The organism is Paenibacillus contaminans, assembly GCF_003285015.1.
In the GTDB taxonomy this organism is placed as follows: domain Bacteria; phylum Bacillota; class Bacilli; order Paenibacillales; family NBRC-103111; genus Paenibacillus_V; species Paenibacillus_V contaminans.
Genome location: NZ_QMFB01000001.1, coordinates 393,277 through 414,188, shown reverse-complemented (window position 1 = coordinate 414,188; position 20,912 = coordinate 393,277). Strand labels below are relative to the sequence as shown.

The 20,912-nt window shown below is 46.5% G+C and carries 17 protein-coding genes and 2 pseudogenes; 7 read left to right on the top strand and 12 right to left on the bottom strand.

Features of this window, described 5'->3' with window-relative positions:
* Positions 1 to 153: 153 nt before the first annotated feature.
* On the bottom strand, positions 154 to 927 hold the full coding sequence (locus tag DQG23_RS01945) for a class I SAM-dependent methyltransferase (RefSeq protein ID WP_113029096.1): 774 nt from the start codon (positions 925 to 927) through the stop codon (positions 154 to 156).
* A gap of 399 nt (positions 928 to 1,326) precedes the next feature.
* Between DQG23_RS01945 and DQG23_RS01940 the strand changes: the two genes are divergently transcribed.
* On the top strand, positions 1,327 to 1,914 hold the full coding sequence (locus DQG23_RS01940; protein ID WP_113029095.1) for a TetR/AcrR family transcriptional regulator: 588 nt from the start codon (positions 1,327 to 1,329) through the stop codon (positions 1,912 to 1,914).
* 2 nt (positions 1,915 to 1,916) lie between these two features.
* Complete coding sequence (locus DQG23_RS01935) at positions 1,917 to 2,876, top strand: SDR family NAD(P)-dependent oxidoreductase (protein WP_238177710.1); 960 nt, start codon at positions 1,917 to 1,919, stop codon at positions 2,874 to 2,876.
* Here the strand turns inward: DQG23_RS01935 and DQG23_RS01930 are convergent.
* From DQG23_RS01930 to DQG23_RS01920, 3 genes are all read right to left on the bottom strand, one after another.
* Positions 2,873 to 3,433, bottom strand: a complete 561-nt coding sequence (locus tag DQG23_RS01930; RefSeq protein ID WP_475110180.1) for a GNAT family N-acetyltransferase — start codon at positions 3,431 to 3,433, stop codon at positions 2,873 to 2,875. The two genes, DQG23_RS01935 and DQG23_RS01930, sit on opposite strands and share 4 nt — an antisense overlap.
* A gap of 196 nt (positions 3,434 to 3,629) precedes the next feature.
* Positions 3,630 to 4,385, bottom strand: coding sequence for a hypothetical protein (locus DQG23_RS01925; protein WP_146762232.1), 756 nt, complete (start codon positions 4,383 to 4,385; stop codon positions 3,630 to 3,632).
* The gene (locus DQG23_RS01920) at positions 4,386 to 5,009 is read right to left on the bottom strand and encodes a histidine phosphatase family protein (protein WP_113029092.1); all 624 of its coding nucleotides are present in this window, start codon (positions 5,007 to 5,009) and stop codon (positions 4,386 to 4,388) included.
* 212 nt (positions 5,010 to 5,221) lie between these two features.
* Between DQG23_RS01920 and DQG23_RS01915 the strand changes: the two genes are divergently transcribed.
* Both DQG23_RS01915 and DQG23_RS01910 read left to right on the top strand, forming a co-directional pair.
* Complete coding sequence (locus tag DQG23_RS01915) at positions 5,222 to 6,889, top strand: thiamine pyrophosphate-binding protein (protein ID WP_238177709.1); 1,668 nt, start codon at positions 5,222 to 5,224, stop codon at positions 6,887 to 6,889.
* Between the two features lie 29 nt (positions 6,890 to 6,918).
* Entirely contained in the window at positions 6,919 to 7,791 is an 873-nt protein-coding gene (locus DQG23_RS01910; protein ID WP_113029555.1) for an SDR family oxidoreductase, read from the top strand.
* A gap of 15 nt (positions 7,792 to 7,806) precedes the next feature.
* Here the strand turns inward: DQG23_RS01910 and DQG23_RS01905 are convergent, their stop codons facing one another.
* The 3 genes from DQG23_RS01905 to DQG23_RS01895 all read right to left on the bottom strand — a co-directional run bounded on the left by DQG23_RS01905 (position 7,807) and on the right by DQG23_RS01895 (position 11,670).
* The gene (locus tag DQG23_RS01905; RefSeq protein WP_238177708.1) at positions 7,807 to 8,505 is read right to left on the bottom strand and encodes a hypothetical protein; all 699 of its coding nucleotides are present in this window, start codon (positions 8,503 to 8,505) and stop codon (positions 7,807 to 7,809) included.
* Positions 8,506 to 8,620: 115 nt separating this feature from the next.
* Positions 8,621 to 9,394, bottom strand: a complete 774-nt coding sequence (locus DQG23_RS01900) for a hypothetical protein (protein ID WP_113029091.1) — start codon at positions 9,392 to 9,394, stop codon at positions 8,621 to 8,623.
* Between the two features lie 290 nt (positions 9,395 to 9,684).
* A complete protein-coding gene (locus DQG23_RS01895; RefSeq protein WP_113029090.1) occupies positions 9,685 to 11,670 on the bottom strand; it encodes an AraC family transcriptional regulator in 1,986 nt (661 codons plus the stop codon).
* A gap of 567 nt (positions 11,671 to 12,237) precedes the next feature.
* On the opposite strand from DQG23_RS01895, the pseudogene DQG23_RS01890 reads away from it, so the two are divergent.
* Positions 12,238 to 13,697 (top strand): annotated as a pseudogene (locus DQG23_RS01890) (Msr family ABC-F type ribosomal protection protein).
* Between the two features lie 106 nt (positions 13,698 to 13,803).
* Here DQG23_RS01890 and DQG23_RS01885 read toward each other — a convergent pair.
* The 5 genes from DQG23_RS01885 to DQG23_RS01865 all read right to left on the bottom strand — a co-directional run bounded on the left by DQG23_RS01885 (position 13,804) and on the right by DQG23_RS01865 (position 20,176).
* Complete coding sequence (locus DQG23_RS01885) at positions 13,804 to 15,573, bottom strand: ABC transporter ATP-binding protein (RefSeq protein WP_113029089.1); 1,770 nt, start codon at positions 15,571 to 15,573, stop codon at positions 13,804 to 13,806.
* Positions 15,549 to 17,357 (bottom strand): ABC transporter ATP-binding protein, encoded by a 1,809-nt coding sequence (locus DQG23_RS01880; protein ID WP_113029088.1) that lies wholly within the window; start codon positions 17,355 to 17,357, stop codon positions 15,549 to 15,551. Before DQG23_RS01880 ends, DQG23_RS01885 begins: the two co-directional genes overlap by 25 nt.
* Before the next feature lie 42 nt (positions 17,358 to 17,399).
* A complete protein-coding gene (locus DQG23_RS01875; protein WP_113029087.1) occupies positions 17,400 to 17,975 on the bottom strand; it encodes a TetR/AcrR family transcriptional regulator in 576 nt (191 codons plus the stop codon).
* Positions 17,976 to 18,259: 284 nt separating this feature from the next.
* Complete coding sequence (locus tag DQG23_RS01870) at positions 18,260 to 19,015, bottom strand: Nif3-like dinuclear metal center hexameric protein (RefSeq protein ID WP_113029086.1); 756 nt, start codon at positions 19,013 to 19,015, stop codon at positions 18,260 to 18,262.
* A gap of 90 nt (positions 19,016 to 19,105) precedes the next feature.
* Complete coding sequence (locus tag DQG23_RS01865) at positions 19,106 to 20,176, bottom strand: extracellular solute-binding protein (RefSeq protein ID WP_158560248.1); 1,071 nt, start codon at positions 20,174 to 20,176, stop codon at positions 19,106 to 19,108.
* Between the two features lie 348 nt (positions 20,177 to 20,524).
* Between DQG23_RS01865 and DQG23_RS01860 the strand changes: the two genes are divergently transcribed.
* Positions 20,525 to 20,623, top strand: coding sequence for a dihydroorotate dehydrogenase (locus DQG23_RS01860; protein WP_113029084.1), 99 nt, complete (start codon positions 20,525 to 20,527; stop codon positions 20,621 to 20,623).
* Positions 20,624 to 20,772: 149 nt separating this feature from the next.
* Positions 20,773 to 20,856, top strand: a pseudogene (gene yjcZ, locus DQG23_RS41730) (sporulation protein YjcZ); the annotation flags it as partial.
* Positions 20,857 to 20,912: the final 56 nt, after the last annotated feature.

The window sequence follows — 20,912 nt, the reverse complement described above, 5'->3', positions numbered from 1 at the left end:
AGATAATGAGCCATTTTCAGACCGATCGTTTCATGTATGTGTACCATGTTCGAAAATTGGCGTTATTCTTATGTCTAGGTTGGAGCTCTATGTAAATTATACCAAACATATGTTCTCTTGTATAGGGAGCACACTAAATTATTCCAAATATTCCTACCTTCTCTTAGTCGCAATATAATGAGTAAACAGCGCTATATCTTTAAAAGGCTGTAATTTGCCTAGCTCCATTTCCAGTTTGACGATTTTATCGTTCCAAGCCTCATCCTGCTTGATTTCATTGTCGGTTATGTAACCGTAAACATTATGAATTCCATACGTATTTTGCACCTCATACCCGCATTCATGAAGCCATTTCTTAATTTCCTCTATGGAATAAACCGTAAGGTCCGTTTGAATGATGCTGCTGTACTCACGGGTATTGCCGATGCTTGCCAAAGCATCTTCCGGGTCTTTGTTAACGATCGCTTTCTTCAATATTTTAGCCGCCGGATTGTGCGCAATGAGCGATAACATGCCATGTTTACTCTGTTTATCGCCTATACGCTTAATAAAGCCTCTTGGATCCTCGACATATTCAAGAATGTTATGGCAATAGATCGTATCATAACGATCCGCCAATCGGCTCGCGGACTGAAAATCGGCATTTATGAAAGTTGTCGTCAAACCTTCCCGCTCGGCATCCTCATGTGCTATCCGAAGCATTTCCGGAGTAGGATCTATTCCCGTTACTTGACATCCTCTTCTGGAATATTCCAGACTTGTAATGCCAAATCCGCAGCCAATGTCCAAAATGCTGTTTTCGAACGATTCCAAGTGACTGTCGATTTGATTCCACGCCGTCAAATAAAACAGCTTTCCCCACGGCATTTTCGTATAGGCTAAATATTGACTCACAGCATTGGAAAAAGCCTCATTTTTCGATGACATAGCATAGCTCCTTTCAATATTTTACTTTTGCGAACTGCCCTTACCTTTGCGATTATTTTTTTATTTGCCCTTTTACATCGTGAAACAGCTGTTTATTTTAGAAGGCTTATTGCTCGCTCCGGTTACCACATTAGAAAATAAAAAGGCAAGGGAACAAATCCCTTACCTCTATTCAAACATAGTCACTTACGAGTCTTGCTTTTACCGGATGCACGTTTTTATATCCACAATGTACCATATATGACAATACGAAAGCTATGCCAGTTTTCTGCAGTCAACAGCTTCCGATACCGAAACATCGATAATTTTTTGTTGCATATTGGAAATTATGATGTAAAATCATTGTTATAGATCAAATGATATGTATCGAACGTAATACATTAAGGTAAGGAGAACAATATGGCGCCCAAGTCAAAGTTTACGAAGGAACAAATCATCGATGCAGCTTTTGAAATCGCGAGAACGGAAGGAATCAACGGCATTACGATCAGAAAAGTCGCAGATAAGCTCGGGAGCTCCATCGCACCGATTTATGTGAATTTTAATGAGGTCGACGAACTGATCCAGGAAGTTGTCAACAAAACCATCGACGTAAGCAAACAGTTGCTTATGGAGCAAAATACGGGAAATCCGTTTTATGATATCGGAGTTGCCAGTTTGCGATTCGCTAAAGAATACAGCGTATTATACCGGGACCTTGTCATGAAGAAAAACGACCACATCCAAGATCATGAACATGAAATGGGCAATCTTGTGGAGCTGATGAAGCAGGACCCCCATCTTGAAGGCCTCACGAACGAGGAACTTATGACCATTTTGCTGAAAATGAAAATTTTCCAGACAGGACTTTCCTTAATGGTGGCCAACGGATTGCTGCCGGCCGATTTTGATGAGGGCAAAACGATTCAAATTTTAAACAGCACGGCGATTGATATTATCGGGGCGGCGCAGATGCGCAAGGCTGGGAAATGGGAAGGTGAAATGTAATAATGAACTCAAGAAAGCCCGTTCTCATGGATAAAATCGTGATCATCACAGGAGCAAATTCGGGGATTGGAAAAGCGGCAGCGCTAAAGTTTGCTTCTGAAGGGTACCATGTGGTCATGGCATGCCGCAATATGCTGATCAGTACAGCCGCGCAAACGGAAATCCAGGATGTCTCAAAAAATTGTAACGTAGATCTGATGGAGCTTGACGTTTCTTCCTTCGATTCCATTCGTGCATTTTGCTCGTCATTTACAAATAAATACCCCCGTTTGGACATTTTGATACACAATGCGGCTTACTTAAATCATGGCGAAAAAGAATATAAACTTAGCGCTGATCACATCGAGCTGTCTTTTGCTACGAATACATTCGGTCCTTTTTTGTTGAGCCGTTTACTGGCCGACCATCTCGCCAAATCGGAAGACCCGAGAATTCTTCATGCTTGTACGACGAACATTAAACATTTTTTCGACCCGAAAAGGAAAATCGACTACGATAACCTGCGCGGCGAATTCCGCGGATTGCGGCCTTACAGCGTTTATAAAATGTACGGCGATTCGAAAATGGGGCTTTTGATGTTGTCCTTCAAACTTGCTGAAGCGTTTAAAAGCCGCGGAATCAAAGTTAATGCGCTGCAAATTAACCGCGTAAAGCTGTCAAATGAGACCATCCGCAAAATGAGTCCCTTTTGGAGAGTTCTTGCATGGGCGCAAAATATAACGAATCCTTTGCCAGCGGGTATGGCCGACAACTATTTTCACATTTGCACCTCGGATGAATATAAGGATGTCACCGGTCAGCTTTTTAACCAACATCGAGAGATGATTCGGCCGGCAGTACATGACAAAGGCTTTGCACAATTGAAAAACATACTCGGTTCAAGTTATTACCCCCGCTTTGCGGCCGCCCCCCATAATATTGAGCAAATATGGGCGCTAAGCACCAAGTTAACGGAAGATTAATTTTGCTCATAATCTGCGGGATAATTATTTTTCTTAAGGTAGTTAACTATGACATCTTGATTTTCATGCCACCAAAGGATCGGTACGGTTCCTATCTTAGAGAAGCCTAGTCTTTGAGCCAGTTTATTCGATGCATCGTTGCCGGCGTCGCAATCCCAATATGGAGTTAATCCTAATGCTATACATTTCCGAATGTAGGATTTGCAAACCGTTGTCGCTAAACCGATTCCACGATGATTTTCCAAAGTAACGATATCAGGTGCAATCAAGCCACCTCCGATGAAAAAGGTATTACAAACGCTGACGAACTCTCCTTTTGATTGCACGCAGAAGCCAAACGCTTTTTGAAGATACTCGTTCTCCGAGTTCCAGAGATTTTCGTATGTCTTATCCATAGTGTCGCGATACTTAACGAAAAGCTGGGCATCAATGGGAATTAACTGGTAACCGTCCGGTATCGCGAGTTGTTCATTCATCTGTATTTCATCTCGTAAAATATAATGTGAACGGTTAAGTCGTACAACATTGCCTTTCAAAGACGTCTCTAATACATGCAGCCATTGTATACTGGATACATAAAGATCGTAATAATTAAATCATACAAAATCATCGAAGGGGTTTTTAGTTACCATTTCACTAAAACGATTTATTCTGTGTTTTAGATATGGCGTAAACGCTACTCATTTCTCACCTTTGGTCTGCGGTATTGCTTCATCTTCAACGCTCCTGACATTATTCATTCGATCATTTTTATCAATCAGACATTCTTTCCAACTGCTGCTTCGCAACCGTCTCAACCCATGCAACAAAATCTGGGCAATCGTCAATCCGATAAATCGTATATTCCGGATAGCCTTCATAGGGATGAAGATAATCGAAGCAATGGTCTGGAGCAATCATGATGACAGACGAATTATCTTTATGATAAAGCGTCATATTTCCGTTCGCTTCAAAAGCAAATGCAATATACTCGCTTGGGTTAACAGTCGATTTACTATCATTATCGCTGCAAATATCGTCAATATAGGTTTCCAATCCTTGAAAGCCCTCTGCTGCAGCATCATTAGTGAGCGCCGAATTTAAGTTTAAGAGCCAGCTGCCGTTTTTTTCATGCCATCTTTCCGTTATACCGCCAAAATACTCTAAAAGCAGCCTATGATCTTTACAAAGCGGCTTATTGATTTCTGAAGCAGGGGGCTTGGCCAACCAGCCGAACGATTTCCCTCTTTTATTCGTCCATCCCAAAAGCTGATAGTGATCATCATTTACCGTTACATTCGTAACGCGCGCTTTCAGCAGCAGCTTGCTTAAAGCTGGATATCGGTCGATAAACGTTTTTGAGAGGCTAAAGGCAGTATAGCCGGATAAACTTTCAGATAACGTAACTTTATCGTTAGGCTTGATAAACCAAGTGATGTCTTTGATGAAGTCGTTCCAATCGGTATTTGGCATTAGCCGCCCTACTTTCTTCTTGTCATTTTTACGACATGCTTTAGCCTTGCGTACCAATTACAATCCCTTATAATGCGAGGTATCGCCATATAGTTCAACAGTCCGATTTTCTCCGTCGACGATCACCTTGCAAAGCGCCGTCGAATGAACGATAGGTGGATTCCAAAGATCAGCTAGAGGTTGTCTGTTAAAAAAGGCCATAATAAGCTTTAATGTTGCCGCATGGGTTACGATGAATATGGTTTTACCCTCATTTTCTTTTATGATCCGTTGAATTTTAGGGATGACCCGGTTATGTAATTCATGGAACGATTCCCCGCCGTTGCTAGGTTTATATTGATGAGGGTTATTCCAGAAATCATGAAACTGCTCCGGACAGCTTTCCTCAATGTTGGCGTTAACCTCTCCTTCCCAGCTGCCCATATGGATTTCCCTCAGATCGTCATCCGGGATAATAGCAATCGATCTGGCGCCTCGCAAAATTTCTGCAGTCTTCAGGGTTCTGCCGCTTGAGCTGGCGTAAATCGCATCGAAACCGATATGACCGAGTGACGCCGCCAACCACTGCGCATGCATAATTCCCAGCTCCGTCAGCGGTGAATCCTTGTGGCCCTGCAGTTTTTTCTCAACGTTCCATTCCGTTTGCCCATGCCTTGTTAAATAGATTGTCGTATTTCCCATACAGCATCTTCTCCTCCCTCTCTCCCTCCGATATTTGTCATCTTACGATGGATTGTATATTTTGACAATTCTTGTTCTTGTACTTGTTCTTTTTTCCGACGTCATAACTCTCAGGGCTTAATTATGTAGCATATCAAACAAAACGGCATTATTTTTCATTTTTAGCGAATAATAGTCGTCAAATCATTCTTTCTGGGAGCTCCGAGCTTATTATGCCGAATCGGGTTACTATGCCGCCTTATCCGCCGCCTCGAACGGTTACAGTCGCTGAGGCTTTGCTGGAGCAGCTTCGGCTTTGGGGCGTTACGAGGATTTATGGGGTTGTCGGGGACGCTGTTTTTGGTCTCTTGGACGCACTGGCCCATCAAGACGATATCGCTTTTATTTCCGTCAAACATGAGTCGACAGCTGCCATGATGGCTTCGGCGGAGGCTAAACTTACAGGAAAAGTAGCCGTATGCCTGGCACAAATGGGGCCGGGCCTTGCGAATCTCATCAACGGTTTGGGAGACGCATATATGGACAAAGCCCCGGTACTGGCCATAACGGGAGAAGCCCCGTTGAACAAAATCGGTACGCCTTACAAGCAATCCGTGAACCAACAGGAATTGATTAGCGCCGTCGCGTCATACAGCAGACTGGTTGTTCACCCCGATGCCGCAGTCGAGTCGTTGTCGCAAGCGATGAAGAAAGCGCTATTCAATCGCTCGGTATCCCATCTGTCCATGCCCAAGGATCTTTTTCAAATGGACACGCAGTATTCCCCTCAGCTGCCTCCACACACCTCCGTCCACGCTCCAAACCGGGATTGTCTGCAGCGTGCGATCGAGCTGATGAGCACCGCCGATCGTCCTATGCTGTTGGTGGGCAGCGGCATACAAGTCAGTAAGGAAAAACTTCAGGAGCTGGCCGATGTATGGTGCTGCGGCATCGCGATGAGCTACGGAGCGATCGGGATCGTGTCCGAAGCGCATCCCCACATGCTAAACGGGATTGGCGAAGGAGGAAATCCATATCTAACCGAGTTGTTCAAGGAATCGGATGTCGTATTCGCATTGGAAACGGACTGGTGGCCGGACGGGATGGTCCCGCTTAACGCCCGCGTTATTCAAGCTGCGAATCAACCGGGAAGCTTTAGCGTTTCGCTGCCGATGGATACGGGACTTGCCGGAGACCTTACCGCCATTGTCGAGGAGCTTACGGATGCTTTGAAAAAGCGCAGCATTAACAACCCTCTTTGGCTGGAAAAAATTCGACTCTTCAAACAAACATGGCTCGCACAAAAGGAATCGGAAGGCTCACGGGAAGAATCACCGCTCCACCCTGCCGGCATCATTCGAGCGGTCGAGCAGCAAGTCGCCGAGGATGCCGTCATTTGTTTGGACGAAGGCGATTCCACGCTCTGGTTTCTGCGAAACTTTCGAGCCAAGCGGCAGCAAATCTTGCTTTCCAATCGCTGGCGCACGATGGGATTTGGCCTGCCTGCAGCCATCGCGGCGAAGCTCTGCTTGCCTCAGAAACAGATCGTCTGCTTAACTGGGGACGGCGGTTTGACCATGGTGCTGGCGGATTTGCTTACGGCCAAACGATACGGCTTGATGATCACGGTAATCGTTTTTAATAACGGATCGCTTCAGATGGAAAAGGATAAAATGCTCATGACAGGGCTTCATCCTGAAGGGACTTCGCTCACGAATCCGGATTTTGCCAAGGTTGCCGAAGCATGCGGGTGGGTCGCTTATTCGGTCGCCACACATCAACAACTGAATGAAGCCTTGTCGCAAGCGAAATCCGCTTCTTCACCTGTACTGATTGACGCACTTACCGCTCAAATTCCGCATCCCGATTTTCAAACGATATCAAGGAGACCGACAATATGAACAAGACAATTCCTTCATCCGATACTCCGATGCCGACGACTATTATGCGTCCCGCGCCTCCTTATCCGTTCCAGCATCAGGACCGGCAGCCGGGCATCGAATCTCTAATGAATCCCAGACCCGTTTTCGATAACCCTCATTACATAGGCAGCGGCAAACTGTCAGGAAAGGTAGCGATTATTACAGGCGGAGACAGCGGTCAAGGCCGAGCGATTGCCGTCGCTTTCGCCAAAGAAGGCGCGGATGTCGTCATCGTTTATTTGAACGAGCATACTGACGCAGCGGAAACCAAGCAATACGTCGAGCAAAAAGGCCGCAAGTGCTTGACCGTCGCCGGAGATATTGGAAGTGAAGCCTTCTGCAAGCAAGTGGCGGAACAAACGATGGAGCAGTTCGGCGGCATCCACATTTTGGTGAATAACGCGGCAGAGCAGCATGTGCGAAACAATCTTGAGGATATCACTTCCGAGCAAATGGAACGGACGTTCCGGACTAATTTTTTCTCCGTTTTTTATTTGACCAAAGCCGTACTGCCTTATTTAAAAGCGGGCAGCACGATTATCAATTCGGCTTCGCTTACGGCCTATGAAGGCAACGAACAACTGATGGATTATTCGGCAACGAAAGGGGCGATCGTCGCTTTTACGAGATCGCTTTCCAAGTCTTTGCTAAGCAGGAGCATACGCGTTAACGGCGTCGTTCCCGGAACGATGTGGACCCCGCTCATTCCCGCTTCTTTTCCTGAAGCTCAAGTTGCGGATTGGGGGATGAAAAACCCGATGAAACGTGCGGGGCAACCGTTTGAAGTCGCGCCGGCGTACGTATATTTGGCATCCGAGGATTCGTCTTACGTATCTGGACAGTTTATTCATGTCACCGGCGGAGTGGTAATGAACGGATGACCTTCGAATGCTTCGTTATTTTTTGAATTTATGAGGAAACTGCTTGACAATGCCTTCGGTAAAAGCATCCGCCATTTCCAGCGCTTGCTTCTCTATTTGATCGTAGGTCGCAATATCGGCTTTATAGTTTTGGGATAACCGTTGTACGGCTTCAGCTTTGGTCAATCTCAAATGCTCGTGCAGCATTTTTTGCAAAACCGGCTTTGGCCAGTTCGGATTGATTCTGCTGAGAAAGGCGGCGATCTCGTCGGCGTTGGCATACCATTTTCGTTCCGCTTCCGCTACAGCCTTGCTATTACCGGCTTTGGCCGCTTTGACCAATTGAGCTGCCAGAACAAGGTGTTCGGTAAATAAGCGGTTAAATTCCGAAGCGACTCTGCCGCCATAGTAGCGTCTAAACACAGCGGCCATATCCGGAGCATTGCGCAGAAGACGTTCGGTGACCGCCGCCTCGTCCGGCAACCCCGACGCTATGCTTATAATAAGCATTCTCGTCCAAGCGACATGCTGCTCCCAAAGTGTCCGAAACGTTTGGTTCAATTCATCCTCCGTTTGTCTGCTATCGGACAGCTGCGGTGCATCTGCTTCATTTCTTACGAATGGCGCTGCGGGCTGAATGAATGGAGCTTGATAAGCGTACGGATAAAACTCATCGCTCGAATAATAAGGAGGCCGGTACTGCGGAATCGACGGCCAATTCGCATAAAAATTCATGCTATTTCCTCCCTGACATAGATATTCACCTAATACACATATGTCAAGGCAAAGTGATTGGTATGGGCTTAATTTGAAAAAGAGCCGCCGGCAGGCAAGCTCTTTCTTCCATTCCTCAAATTTTGCTCTCTTCTTCCATGCCGCTTCGCTCGATAGATTCCGCTTCTTCTTCAGATTTGGCCTCATGGGCTTGTTCCGAATTGTCCTTGATTGTTTCGTCTACCGAATTGGCAAGCTTGCCGATTCTTTGATCGATCTTTGCAATGGCATCCTCCATGTCGGATAACTTCTCTCGCTTGGATGAAGAAAGCTGGCCGGATAATGAGCGGGCCTCGTCAAGCTCGATTTCCTTTTTCAAAATAACCGTTTCACCCTGCAGCTTCGTTCTCAAACCGCCAAGATTTCGAATTTGCTCGAAGCTGCCGGCCATGCCGATGAGATTGTCTGTTTGTTTCTGCTGCTGCTCCTGCTCGGTCAAAGGCTTCTCCTGACTGGCATCCGCTTTCTGCTTTTGATCTTCGTCTTTACCAAGCGTTTTGTTACGCTCGTCCAATAGATGCTGATTCATTAGTTCGTCCAGCTTACGGATCCGCTCGTCAAAATCCTTGAGTTCATTCTTAATCGTGCTTATATCGTCGCCTTTATCTAAGGTTCGTTCTATCAAATTGTTTTTATTTTCCTGCAGCTTTTCCTTCTGCTTCATCAAAGATTCCATAATACCGTTCGTTTTCGCAGGGCCAAGCTTGGAAAAAAGATTTCGCGCCCCCTTGCTGATCGAAATGGAGTCGTGTTTGTCATTTTTATCATGTTTCCCGGCTTCCTGGCTGCCGAATGAGCTTACACCAAATTTGCCGAAATGAGGAGAAGCAGAAGGCAAATGTATTTTCATCGTTTGTTCCTCGATTCGATTTCATGTTTTCACGGTTCATATAACCAATTTATCGGAAATAACTCCGTTTTTATTAACGATTAAATCTTCGGCCCGGCAAAAGCTCGGCCCAAGCAAGGATAAACGGCTTCGACGTCCTAAACGCTTTCGAAGAAAGCGACTTCGTAAGCTTCCGCTGGGACACTCGCGTTTACCGTTGAAATATAAGCACTTTATAGATGAATCATATATTCGCTTCTATTTTCAAAAAAATCAGCCATCCGACTATTTCCGGATAGCTAATTGCTTTGCTACTTCTTATGATTCGTTAGAACGTTCACGATCTTATCCAACTGAAGCTCCAGCGAATACGGATCCTCCATGACAAATTCGTCGCCGGACTGTCCGTATATGTAAACCTGTCCCTTCTTGACCGCGGGTACCCCCTTCCAAATCGCGCTATCTAACACCGCTTTCGCATCTTCCATGGTATTTACATAAACAAATACATGATCGCCCAAAAATTCAGGCAGTATTTCCAGAGATACCTTCGCAAATCCTTCGGTCATCGCTAACGCTTTTTCGGTCGGCGGCAATTGCAGCATCTGATAAATCGTTCCGGAGCCGTAATTGCCTCCCTTCGCCGCGAGCACATACAGATCTTTCTGGCTTAACTGCACGACGGATACGGTTTCTCCCGCTTTCACGATGCCTTCAATTTGTTTTTTGGCATCCGCCACCTTCTTTTCAAATTCAACAATCCACTGCTCCGCTTCCTTCTGCTTCCCGAAAATTTCGCTGATTTTACGGAATTTATCAATGGGACCAGCCGTTGAATTTTTTTCCCAATACGGCACAAACACAGTCGTTCCGATTTTTTGGTATTGTTCAATATTGGCTTCAATCGATCCGATGATCAGATCGGGCTCCAAGGAAATCAGCTTTTCCGCATTCATCGGAAACCCGCCCAAACTTTCGATTTTGGACAACGTATCTTTCGATATGCCCGCTTTCTCGATCCAGGATTCCTTCAGCATGCCGTCTCTTACGCCTATAGGAACAATCCCCAGTTTCAAAAGCTGCCCCATATATTGATCCGACGCCACCTTTTTCGGCTCTGCCGGCACTTCCACATCGCCTTTTGGCGTCGATACGATTCTTGATTTCGGCTGCTGCGATTCTTTCGGCCCATCCGTGTTTTTGACGGCGTTCGTTTGCGTTTCTGCGTTGCCGCCTGTCGATTGCGCCCCCCCGTTCGTACCTGCGTTCGAGCACGCTCCGAGCAGCAATGTCAAACATAGAAATGCCGTCATCGCGGTTTGCCTCATACTTCTGTACATAGAAATGTTCACTTCCCCTTTATAGTGATAATGATTTTCAATTTCATTAACACTATAACGCCTAACCTTCCTTGAGAGAATATCAAATCTTCTTCTAAGCAACGGCAAATCTTCACCTTTTTCTTTGTCCTTCCAATCCGATTTGAATCGGGCGGGCGAAACGCCTTTATACTTTTTGAAATTGCGGCTTAATGAGAATCCGTCAGGATATCCCACGCTTTCGGCGATTTCCTGCAAAGTTGCATTCGTCTGCAGCAGTAGTGCCGCGGCTTTGCTAACCCTGACCTCGCCCAGGTAATGAATCGGGCTTGTGTTCATTTTTTCCTTGAACAGCTTGGACAAATACCCGACGCTGCAAGCCAAATCCTGCGTCAGCGATTCAAGCGATACAGGCTTATTGTAATGATCGTGAATATAACGAATGGCTTGTGCCACGAGATCGGGCTTGAACGCTTCGATTCCTTGATCGTGCAGTTGTCTCATCAGCTCATGCACAAATTGATAAAACAACGTTTTGACATGCAGCTTCTCCAGCGTACCGGTTCTAAGCCATTCATCATGCATCCGTTCGACTTTATCGAAAAGAGCTAGCGGGTAGCTCGGCGCAAAGGCGTATTGGGATTGGAACGGATCGTTATTTTCCATGAGCTCTATGATCTCTTGACGGCTGGGCACTGGAAGGACCGCTTTATAAAATATCATATAATACTCGAAACATTCCTCGGCCAAAATATCCAGACATAATCCCTTACCGCCGTGGAGAACATGGAATCGTTTAGCCGTATGCTCGTTCCTGTCCAGCCATACTTGCGCGCTGCCGCGCACCGCATATAGAAATGCGCTTGCCGGCAACCGATACGACTGTAAATCTTCACCCGGCCCCATCATGATATGTCGTACATCCATTACTTTTATGGAAACATGATTCCATAACCGTATATGATCGCTCAACTTCATCGAGTTAAATCATCCCTTCTAAGCTCAAAGCATCCTCTTTTATGATTTTAACAGAAAACATCACGAATGATAATCATTCTCATACAATTATTTTACTTATGTATTTCTCAGGTACTACTATCTTTTCATGATGATTTCCATTGTAGATTGACAGTTTGACCATATAATGTTACTATGTGGTCATTTCTAATGAGGAGGCACACTCTCTATGCTGCACGCCATGCGTATTCGATAAGCCGGCAACAAAAAAGCGGATTTACCACGAATGTGGGCTTTTTTGAGCTGCTTATGATTACGTATGTAGACATAGATCGCGATTTGGATAGCTTTTTGCTATTCCTTGTTTCGCTTCGTGCTCTCACGTGATTATGCAGATCTAAGCCCGCATGCGGACTTGGATCTGCATTTTTTATTACGTTCTTTCTGTCAACAAGTTCAAGGAATAGGAGCTAATGCTATGCAAAATATGCGTGGTATGCACTGGTACTTCTTTATATAGCCCTCACTTCGTAAATCGCAGGATATCCTGCGAACAGAAAACTGCGATTTCTGAAGGAGGCTAATCGGATGTTATTGGTAAAAGCCAAAGATATTCATGTGGAATATATGGGGCGCGATGTTTTAGATATTGATCACTTGGAGCTTTACGATTATGATCGCATAGGTCTTGTCGGTTCGAACGGAGCAGGTAAGAGTACTTTGTTAAAAGTATTACTGGGCGAATCTCCTTTACCGCACGGCAAAATCATCCGCGAAGGTACTTTTGCTTATATCCCGCAGCTTGGTGAGCTAGTCGTACAAGAGGCAAAGGATTACGCTTTGACGGGTAAGCTTGGCGTTGACCGTTTATACGTAGAGCACATGAGCGGCGGTGAAGAAACACGATTAAAAATTGCACAGGCTCTTTCCGGAGAGGTACACGGTATTATCGCCGATGAACCGACGTGTCATCTGGATCGGGAGGGCATAGATTTTTTAATTCACCAGCTCAAATTCTATTCCGGCGCATTGCTCATTGTAAGTCATGATCGTTATCTCCTCGATCAAGTCGTCGACAAGATATGGGAATTGAAAGATGGGAAGATTACGGAGTATTGGGGCGGATATTCCGAATATTTGGCTCAAAAGGAAGAGGAACGTCAAACCCAGGCTGCACAATATAAGCAGTTTATTGCTGAACGGGACCGGCTTGAGAAAGCAATCATCGAAAAACAGAATCAAGCCAGGAAAATTGATCAGAAGACTAAGGGAGCATCAAGAAAAAACAGCACGGAAAGCGGCGGACGGCTTGGTCATCAAAAAACGACGGGCAGCAAGCAGAAGAAGCTCCACAATGCCGCGAAAAATATGGAGCATAGAATCGAAGCGCTGGGAGATGTTAAGCCGCCTGAAGCGATTCGTTCCTTCCAATTCCGGCAGAGCAAAGCATTGGAGCTTCAAAATCCGTTTCCGATCACGGGGAAAGAGATTAGCAAGTCGCTTGGGGACAAAGTCATCTTTGATAAAGCGTCTTTTCAATTTCCTTTGGGCGCCAAGATTGCGGTAACCGGTGAGAACGGATCAGGTAAAACAACGTTTTTCAGAATGATACTGGATCGTGAAGACGGCATCACCACGTCGCCTAAAGCGGAAGTCGGCTATTTCGCTCAAAACGGCTACAAGTTTGATCGCCGTCAGGTTGTTTTGGAGTACATGCAGGAACACTGCGATTATCAGGTATCGGAAATTCGGGCTGTACTGGCATCCATGGGGTTCACTAATCATGATGTTCGGAAAGAGCTGGCGTTATTAAGCGGCGGCGAAATCATTAAATTACAGCTTGCCAAAATGCTGCTCGGACGTTACAACATCCTACTGATGGATGAGCCGAGCAATTTTCTCGATCTGGCTGCAGTGGAAGCCTTACAAAATTTAATGAAAAACTATGCGGGTACCATTATTTTCATCTCTCACGATGTACGTTTGTTGGAGACGTAGCCGATATGGTCTATCGTATCGAGAATAAAAAAATGGTTCGGAAATCTTAGGAACAACGGTTGACTACGCTCCCTCGAACGATAGCTCAGTACAAAAGCAGCGGCAGGCTAAAACTTTATTTTCAAGTCCTAGTCCGCCGCTGCCTTTATTTACTCCTCACAAATACAATGCCTTGACATCGCAATTCCTTTCCTGGCTTTGCAGCAAACGGGTGTACACGCTGCCTGTTTTCAGCAGTTCATCATGCGTTCCCTGCTCCGCTATTTTGCCTTTGTCGATCACATAGATCACATCCGCCTGCTTGATCGTGGACAGCCGGTGCGCGATCGCGACGGTCGTTTTGCCTTTCATCAACCGTTCGAGCCCCTGCTGGACAGCCTGCTCCGATTCGGAATCGAGTGCCGATGTGGCTTCGTCAAGCAGCAAAATCGGTGCATTTTTCAGCAATGCTCTCGCGATCGCGATTCTTTGCTTTTGTCCGCCCGAAAGTCTCGTTCCCCTCTCCCCTACATTGGTGTTATAACCATCCGCCTGCGCGATAATAAAATCATGGGCAAATGCAGCTTGGGCCGCGGCGACGACTTCTTCCATAGTAGCGTTTACCCGCCCGTAGCGGATATTGTCCGCGATCGTCCCTTCGAAAAGGTACGTATCCTGCGAGACGTATGCCATCTTCTCTCTCCATTCCGCCAGCGTATGATCGGAGAAGCGCTTGCCTTCGATGCGTAATTCCCCCTGCTCAAGCGGATAAAAGCCCAGCAATAGCTTCATAACCGTACTTTTCCCGCCCCCGCTCGGACCTACCAAAGCGACAAGCTGTCCTTGTTTCGCTTTGCAGTTCAAGCCGTCGAGCACACGGTCTTTATTGCCGTAAGCGAACGAACAGCCGCGAAACTCGATCATGCATGCTGCACCGGCATCGTTTTTTTCTATAGAGGGTGCGATATACCGTTCGGGCTCTTCTGCGGCATCCAGCAATTCGAATACCCGGTCGGCCCCCGCCAAGGATGACTGCAAATTCGCCCAAAACCCGCCCAGATTGCGAAAAAGATTCGTCACGTTTTCCAGCAGAAGTATTATGGACAACAGGTTCCCAATCGTAATTTGTCCGTTGATCAGCATGAACGTTCCGAGCGTAAAGGCTCCCCCGTTATTTATCCAAAGCAATAAATAGTTCGTGCTGTTCAGATAAGCGCTTTTCTTCGTACGGGCGATGGAAAGCTTCGTTAATTCGCCGTTTGATTCCCAATATTTCCGAAGAATGCGGTCCGACATTTGATACATTTTGTTCACTTGCGTTCCTGCAATCAGATCGGATAACCGCTCCGACTGTATACCGGCATTTTTCTGTATAGCCAGGCTATTCATTCGCAGCGGCTTAGCGAAGCGTGCGTTCACAAATGCGGACAATATTCCCATAACGAGCATGGCGATCGCAAAACGCCAATCAAGAAAAAACATGATGACAGCCGAGCCTACCCCGGACACGATCAAAGAAATGACCGAACGGACATTGCCGGAAAGCGCGCGCTCCATAACCCCCAAGTCGTTCGTTATCCGGGATATGCTGTCTCCGCTATGCGAGTTTTCGTAATAGGAGATCGGGAGCTTCGTCATATGCAGAAAAAGCTGTGATCGCAGATCCGTCATGATTTTTTTGACCGTTCTGCCGAACCAATACTGAAATAACGGCTTCACGGTGCTAAGCACAATCATAACGGCTGCGAATTGAATGCAAACCTCTGTAATCGCGGACATGCTTTTTTCGGCAATCGCGTCAAGGATGAACTTGATCATCAGCGCCGTCGCTACCGATATGCCGGAATCCAGAAATCCGCAGCCCAGCAAGCCGAACATATAAGGAAATTTCCTATGCTTGAATATGCCGGCCATTTTTCCCATCAGTGATTTATCGCCGGTCGCCATCGGATATCCTCCCCCCGCTCAAGCCGCTCCATCGGACTTTCTTGCTGCACAAATTGATTGTTGTACAAGCGTTTATAAGCGCCGTTCCTCGAAAGCAGTTCGGTATGCGTACCGTTTTCGACTATGCGACCGTTATCCAATACGATAATTTCATCAGCTTCGATAACCGTAGACAGGCGGTGGGCAACGACAAGTACGGTTTTCTCTTTCATCATGCGGTTGATCGCCTCTTGCACCAGCCGCTCGGAATCCGAATCGAGCGCGGAGGTCGCTTCATCCAACAAGAGGATCGGCGCATCCTTTAGAATGGCGCGCGCAATCGATATACGCTGCCTTTGTCCTCCAGAAAGCCTTACTCCCCGCTCGCCGACATGCGTATGATACCCCTCCGGCAAGGACCGGATAAAATCGTCTATATTGGCGAGCTTTGCCGCTCTCGCGATTTCGTCCATGCCGATTCCGTCTTTTCCGCAAGCGATATTTTCTGCAATGGAGCCGGGATAAAGGAACGTTTCCTGCGAAACAAGCGCGATCGCCGTTCGTGCGGCAGTCAAGCTCCAGTCGGATAACGACTCGCCAAATAGCTTGACGGTTCCTTCCTCATGCTCGTAAAACCCGGCAATCAATTTGAAAACCGTCGATTTACCGGAGCCGCTTGATCCGACCAAAGCAACCGTTTTCCCTTGGGGCAATGAGAAGCTGACATCCTCAAGCACCCTTTTGCGGCCGTCATAGGAAAAGGAAACATGAGCAAATGCCAGCGCAGGAGCCGATGGGGAGACCACTGGCTTGCCTCCGTCGGTTCTTTCGGTTTTTTCGTCCAATAGTTCAAAGAGATGCTCGGCAACCCCGGCCGTAGTTTTGTAATGGCTCCATTGATTGGGCAGATCGCTCAGCCCTGATACAAGGTAATTGATGAACTGGGCGAATGCCAGCAGCGCGCCTACGGACAGCTGATCGTTAATGACCAAGTAACCGCCGAATAAAAAAAAGAGGAGAAAAGGCGCCATATTCACAAAAACGCTTACCGCGCCCAGTGCAGCGGAACGCTTTTCGATGGCGAGGGAATTTGCCAATACTTGCTCGAGTAGTGTATTGAATTTCCGATATAACGTTTGAACCAATCCATATGATTTCACGATGTGAATGCCGCCGATGGCATCTTGAACGTCAGCATTCGTCTTTGCCAGACTTTGCTGAAGCTTAGAGGAATATTCGAACAGGGGACGGTTAATGAAGCCTGTCAACATGCCCGTTAAGGCGATAATGACCATACACAGCAGCGTTAGCTGCCAGTTCATAACCAGCATCAAAACGATACAGACGCTAATCCGAAAAATATGAAAGAGAATGGAGGTAAAATCGCCGTTCAGGAAGTTTTCGATTGCGTTGACGCCGGTTGTCATTCTGGAGCTGAAGTCGCCGGTATGCCGGGTTTCCGTATAGGATACAGGCAGTTTGTCGATATGGTCGCTGAATGTATGCTTCATATCGCGGACCGCATATGCGCTGAATCGTCCGGAAGCATAAACGCCCGCAAAACCCATAACAAAACCCGCGGCTACAGATGCCGCCATCAAGAATATCGCTTGAAGCAGCTCCTCTTTATTTCCCGACAGGGACGAATTAACCAGAACATTTATGACATACACCATAAAAATATCGTTTGCGGCAGTTGCTACGGTAATGAGAAGCTTAAGCACGACCCAGAAGCGGTAAGGTCTGAGAAAAGGAAGAAGTCTTCGCATTGCGTGAAAAGCCGATTTTCGACTTGAAGTTGCCATATACCCGCTCCCGCTTCCAGATTCAGGCGAAGTCTTGCGTCTTTAATTCGCCAAGCCTTCGTTTAACATAAAAGCCTCGTACATTTCGACGATCATCTCTTCCGCTTCTTGGATGTCCAATTCCAATGAATGTGTATTGATCATCGCGCCGATTCCGATCATGAAGATGGAGAGCTTAATAAACAGCTTCTCCCGTTTGATTTCGTCGATCGTGCCGAGCCGGTTATCCAGACGCAGGAATGCGGCATACAGCTCCGCTTTGAGCTTGCCTTTATCTTTTTTCAAGTAATGCCTGGAATGGTCGGTCAGGTATACCGTTTTGAAAAGCTGTTTTTCATTTTTGGCGAAAATCAAACAACCGATAGCCAGGTTTAATGCAGGCTCGTTCTTAGGATTCTCATACTGTTTGATACTGGCGAGCGTAAAGTCGATTACTTTACTGTACACATCGTCATTTACAGCTTCCATATTTCCATACACACTGTAGATGGGCTGAGTCGAGCACTTCAGCTTTTGCGCAATATTTCTTGCCGTCAGCGCTTCAAGCCCTTCCGCTCTAACAAGCTCAAACGCAGCTTCCAATACCGTTTCCTTCGTTATTTCGGCCTTCGGGGGCATATGATCATCTCCGCAACTAAATTACACGCGTTATATAACGTATGTTATATGGGTTTATTTAGGATGTCAACAGTTATTTATGAACCGTCCGGGAATCGATTTCCGCGAACCTTTTCGACAAACAAAAAGCCCGCAATAGATGCGGACTCGCAGCGATTATGAATAACTCTCGTACAATTTCAGCCACCTCCGCTGCCAGCTAAAAAACGCAAATAACCGGACGCTCTTCTCATAAGTAAAAAACCGTCAGGTGAAGTGGCACCTAACGGTCATGTTCAACAAGACTATTCGAGATGTTCTTCTTGTAATTGCAGGATCTCCAAGTCGCCGAACTTCTCCTTAAGCAGATCGCATAACGCTCTCACGCCAAAAATCTCCGTAAACGTATGGCTGCCGACGATTAAATTTATTCCGGCAAACTTCGCATATTGTACGGTATATAACGTTTTTTCGCCGGTTATGTATACATCGCATCCCGCATGAAGCGCATCACGAATGCTTATGTTCGAATTACCCGCTCCGGTTATGATACCGACCCTCTTAATACGGTTATCTATGTTTTTCCATGACTTTACATCTTCATCGAGAACAAGTCTAACTTTATCCACCAGTTCTTCAAAAGTTAGCGGATCATCCAGTTCACCGATCCCGGGGATACTCCTGTTATCGTGTTCGGTTGATTGCCGGATTATTTTGTTTATTCCTAAGGCCTTGAACAACGAATGGCATGTGCCAAAATCCGCATAATCAAGCGGCGCATGAATGAAGTAATGATTGATGCCGTACCTCTTCAATAACGTATGACATTCCTCTTTCATCCCGAAAACAAAATCCCAGGCATCATGATGCGAAATAATCATATCTACTTTTTGGGCCGCAGCTTGCTCGACGATTTCCGGAGTGATATTGGTAGCATAGCCGATTCTGCCAACGGTCTGGGGACCATACTCGTATAGCGCATATTCGTCGCCCCCTTCATACTGCTTCAGCAAATCGCCAAACAAAGAAGCAACAGCCTGCTTGAATAATTCAATGTTCATGACGATGCTCCTTTCCTCTCACTCAGTTGTTAGCAGTATACATAGGCTTTTATGGAAATGCAAGGAAAAATCCGCGGCGAACTTATGCGATTATGTAAACCTCGTCCAAGCTCGCAGCGTCTGCGCCACGTCGGCACCTTCTAAAATCATCTTGTGAATATCATCATTGATGAGCTGACGGGAAGCATTCCATTTCTTGTTCAGATAATAACCGCTCAGCTGAACATGGTCCAGTTCCTGCAGGTATCTGGAAAAAATCCGATGTTTGGTCAATCCTCGCGCTTCCGATTGTGATCTCGATATCGGCGGCGTCCACGAATGACAGTCCAGCAGGTAATGCCGCAAAAATTCCCACGCAAGCTTCTGGTTCTCCGATTTTGACGTAATTCCCGCTCCGCCCATGTAAATCATATTCGCTTCCACATTGCCCGGCATAGCCGGCAGACCTACTGCTTCATAACGTTCATCCATTTTACGGTGTTCGGTATCCCACATGAAACAATAAGTCATTGCGCTCTCATCATGTCCGTTGTTCCCAGCGATTGGTTCGCCCGGATTCCGGATGATTCGGTGTATGCGAAAGGCATCGATGATTTTCCGAAACGCTTCAATCGTTTCAGGACTATCGATATGGCCTCTCGAGGTCGAACCGTCTTCAGCGACGTATCTTCCCCCATTACGCATGATGAACGGCTCGAACCATTCGATATCGACACCGAGCCCGAAACCGAATTGGCTGGCGATCCCTTGATCGTCGCGAATCGTCAGCTTTCTCCCCAGCTCGAGCATGTCATCCCAGCTCCAAGCTTCCGTCGGATAACGCAGCCCCGCTCTGTCGAACAGCTCTTTGTTATAAACAATCAGTGGCGGGCTGATTTCAATCGGCAAGCTGGGTACAATTCCGCGATGCCCCGCTACGCGCAGCAATCCAGGATGTATATCTTCCTTCAAGCCCTCGATTTCCGCGATATACGGATTCAAATCGATAAACATGTTATCCGGGTCGCCAGCTTGAAATCCGCAGGTTTCGACAATATCAGGAGGGCTTTCGGATTTTATTGCCAGCATCATTTCATAATAGTCCGTACATTGCTCCGTTACAATCCGGATCCCAGGGTTGGCACGCTCGAACGATTCCTTTGCCGCCAACACTTGATTCATGTTATACGAAATTCCCGTTAAAAATCGAATCTCCGTCAAAGTCGGTAACTTCCCTTCTCTATGAAATTGGCGGGCGCTATAAGCTGCCGGTTTCAATGCCGGCATCGTATTTTTGCCTCAATAAGCTAGATGCCATCCGAGCGCCGGTTTTGAACAAGTAAATGATAAACATATAAATGGTTTTCTTATATAAACCGAAGTCTATCAGCATTTTCACCAATATGAAAAACTATCGTCATAGACCCAATCAAAAAGATTACGATTACATAATATGTTCTCAGAACTCTTGTTGAGGCGACCCGGAAGGGTACATTCCTGGAGTGAAAAAATCGAAAAGGAGGAGTTCCGATGTCCATGGGTGGAGCTTTCACATCGACAGGTACGATTCTCGTATTGTTCATTTTGTTGGTTATTGTCGCATGTTCTGTTTGCGGATTCGGCTATTAACTCATCCTGCCGACTCTATTATTGCCGTAAAGGAGGTATGCGGAATGAGTGAATTTTCATTTGCGGCGAACGGCTGCAACCGCTGCGGAGACAAATATGGCGGCAGTGAGGATAAGAAGCGTGACAGCAACCGCGATAACAACCGTGTCGGCGGAGCTTTCACAAGCACCGGAGTGATCCTGGTTCTGTTCATTTTGTTAGTCATTGTCGCTTGTGCTTGTCATAAGTGGTAGTAAGCCGGCCAAGTATCCGCCGGAAGGGAGCCCCCCGTCGCTCCCTTCTACATACC

Bases quoted from the DNA above. Each gene is read 5' to 3' on its own strand.
- DQG23_RS01920 (WP_113029092.1), bottom strand. From the start codon at position 5,009: ATGGGAAATACGACAATCTATTTAACAAGGCATGGGCAAACGGAATGG.
- DQG23_RS01915 (WP_238177709.1), top strand. From the start codon at position 5,222: ATGCCGAATCGGGTTACTATGCCGCCTTATCCGCCGCCTCGAACGGTT.
- DQG23_RS01935 (WP_238177710.1), top strand. From the start codon at position 1,917: ATGAACTCAAGAAAGCCCGTTCTCATGGATAAAATCGTGATCATCACA.
- DQG23_RS01860 (WP_113029084.1), top strand. From the start codon at position 20,525: ATGTCCATGGGTGGAGCTTTCACATCGACAGGTACGATTCTCGTATTG.
- DQG23_RS01875 (WP_113029087.1), bottom strand. From the start codon at position 17,975: ATGCCCCCGAAGGCCGAAATAACGAAGGAAACGGTATTGGAAGCTGCG.
- DQG23_RS01880 (WP_113029088.1), bottom strand. From the start codon at position 17,357: ATGGCAACTTCAAGTCGAAAATCGGCTTTTCACGCAATGCGAAGACTT.
- DQG23_RS01865 (WP_158560248.1), bottom strand. From the start codon at position 20,176: ATGAATCAAGTGTTGGCGGCAAAGGAATCGTTCGAGCGTGCCAACCCT.
- DQG23_RS01885 (WP_113029089.1), bottom strand. From the start codon at position 15,573: ATGGCGACCGGCGATAAATCACTGATGGGAAAAATGGCCGGCATATTC.
- DQG23_RS01940 (WP_113029095.1), top strand. From the start codon at position 1,327: ATGGCGCCCAAGTCAAAGTTTACGAAGGAACAAATCATCGATGCAGCT.
- DQG23_RS01895 (WP_113029090.1), bottom strand. From the start codon at position 11,670: ATGAAGTTGAGCGATCATATACGGTTATGGAATCATGTTTCCATAAAA.
- DQG23_RS01945 (WP_113029096.1), bottom strand. From the start codon at position 927: ATGTCATCGAAAAATGAGGCTTTTTCCAATGCTGTGAGTCAATATTTA.
- DQG23_RS01910 (WP_113029555.1), top strand. From the start codon at position 6,919: ATGCCGACGACTATTATGCGTCCCGCGCCTCCTTATCCGTTCCAGCAT.
- DQG23_RS01900 (WP_113029091.1), bottom strand. From the start codon at position 9,394: ATGAAAATACATTTGCCTTCTGCTTCTCCTCATTTCGGCAAATTTGGT.
- DQG23_RS01905 (WP_238177708.1), bottom strand. From the start codon at position 8,505: ATGAATTTTTATGCGAATTGGCCGTCGATTCCGCAGTACCGGCCTCCT.
- DQG23_RS01870 (WP_113029086.1), bottom strand. From the start codon at position 19,015: ATGAACATTGAATTATTCAAGCAGGCTGTTGCTTCTTTGTTTGGCGAT.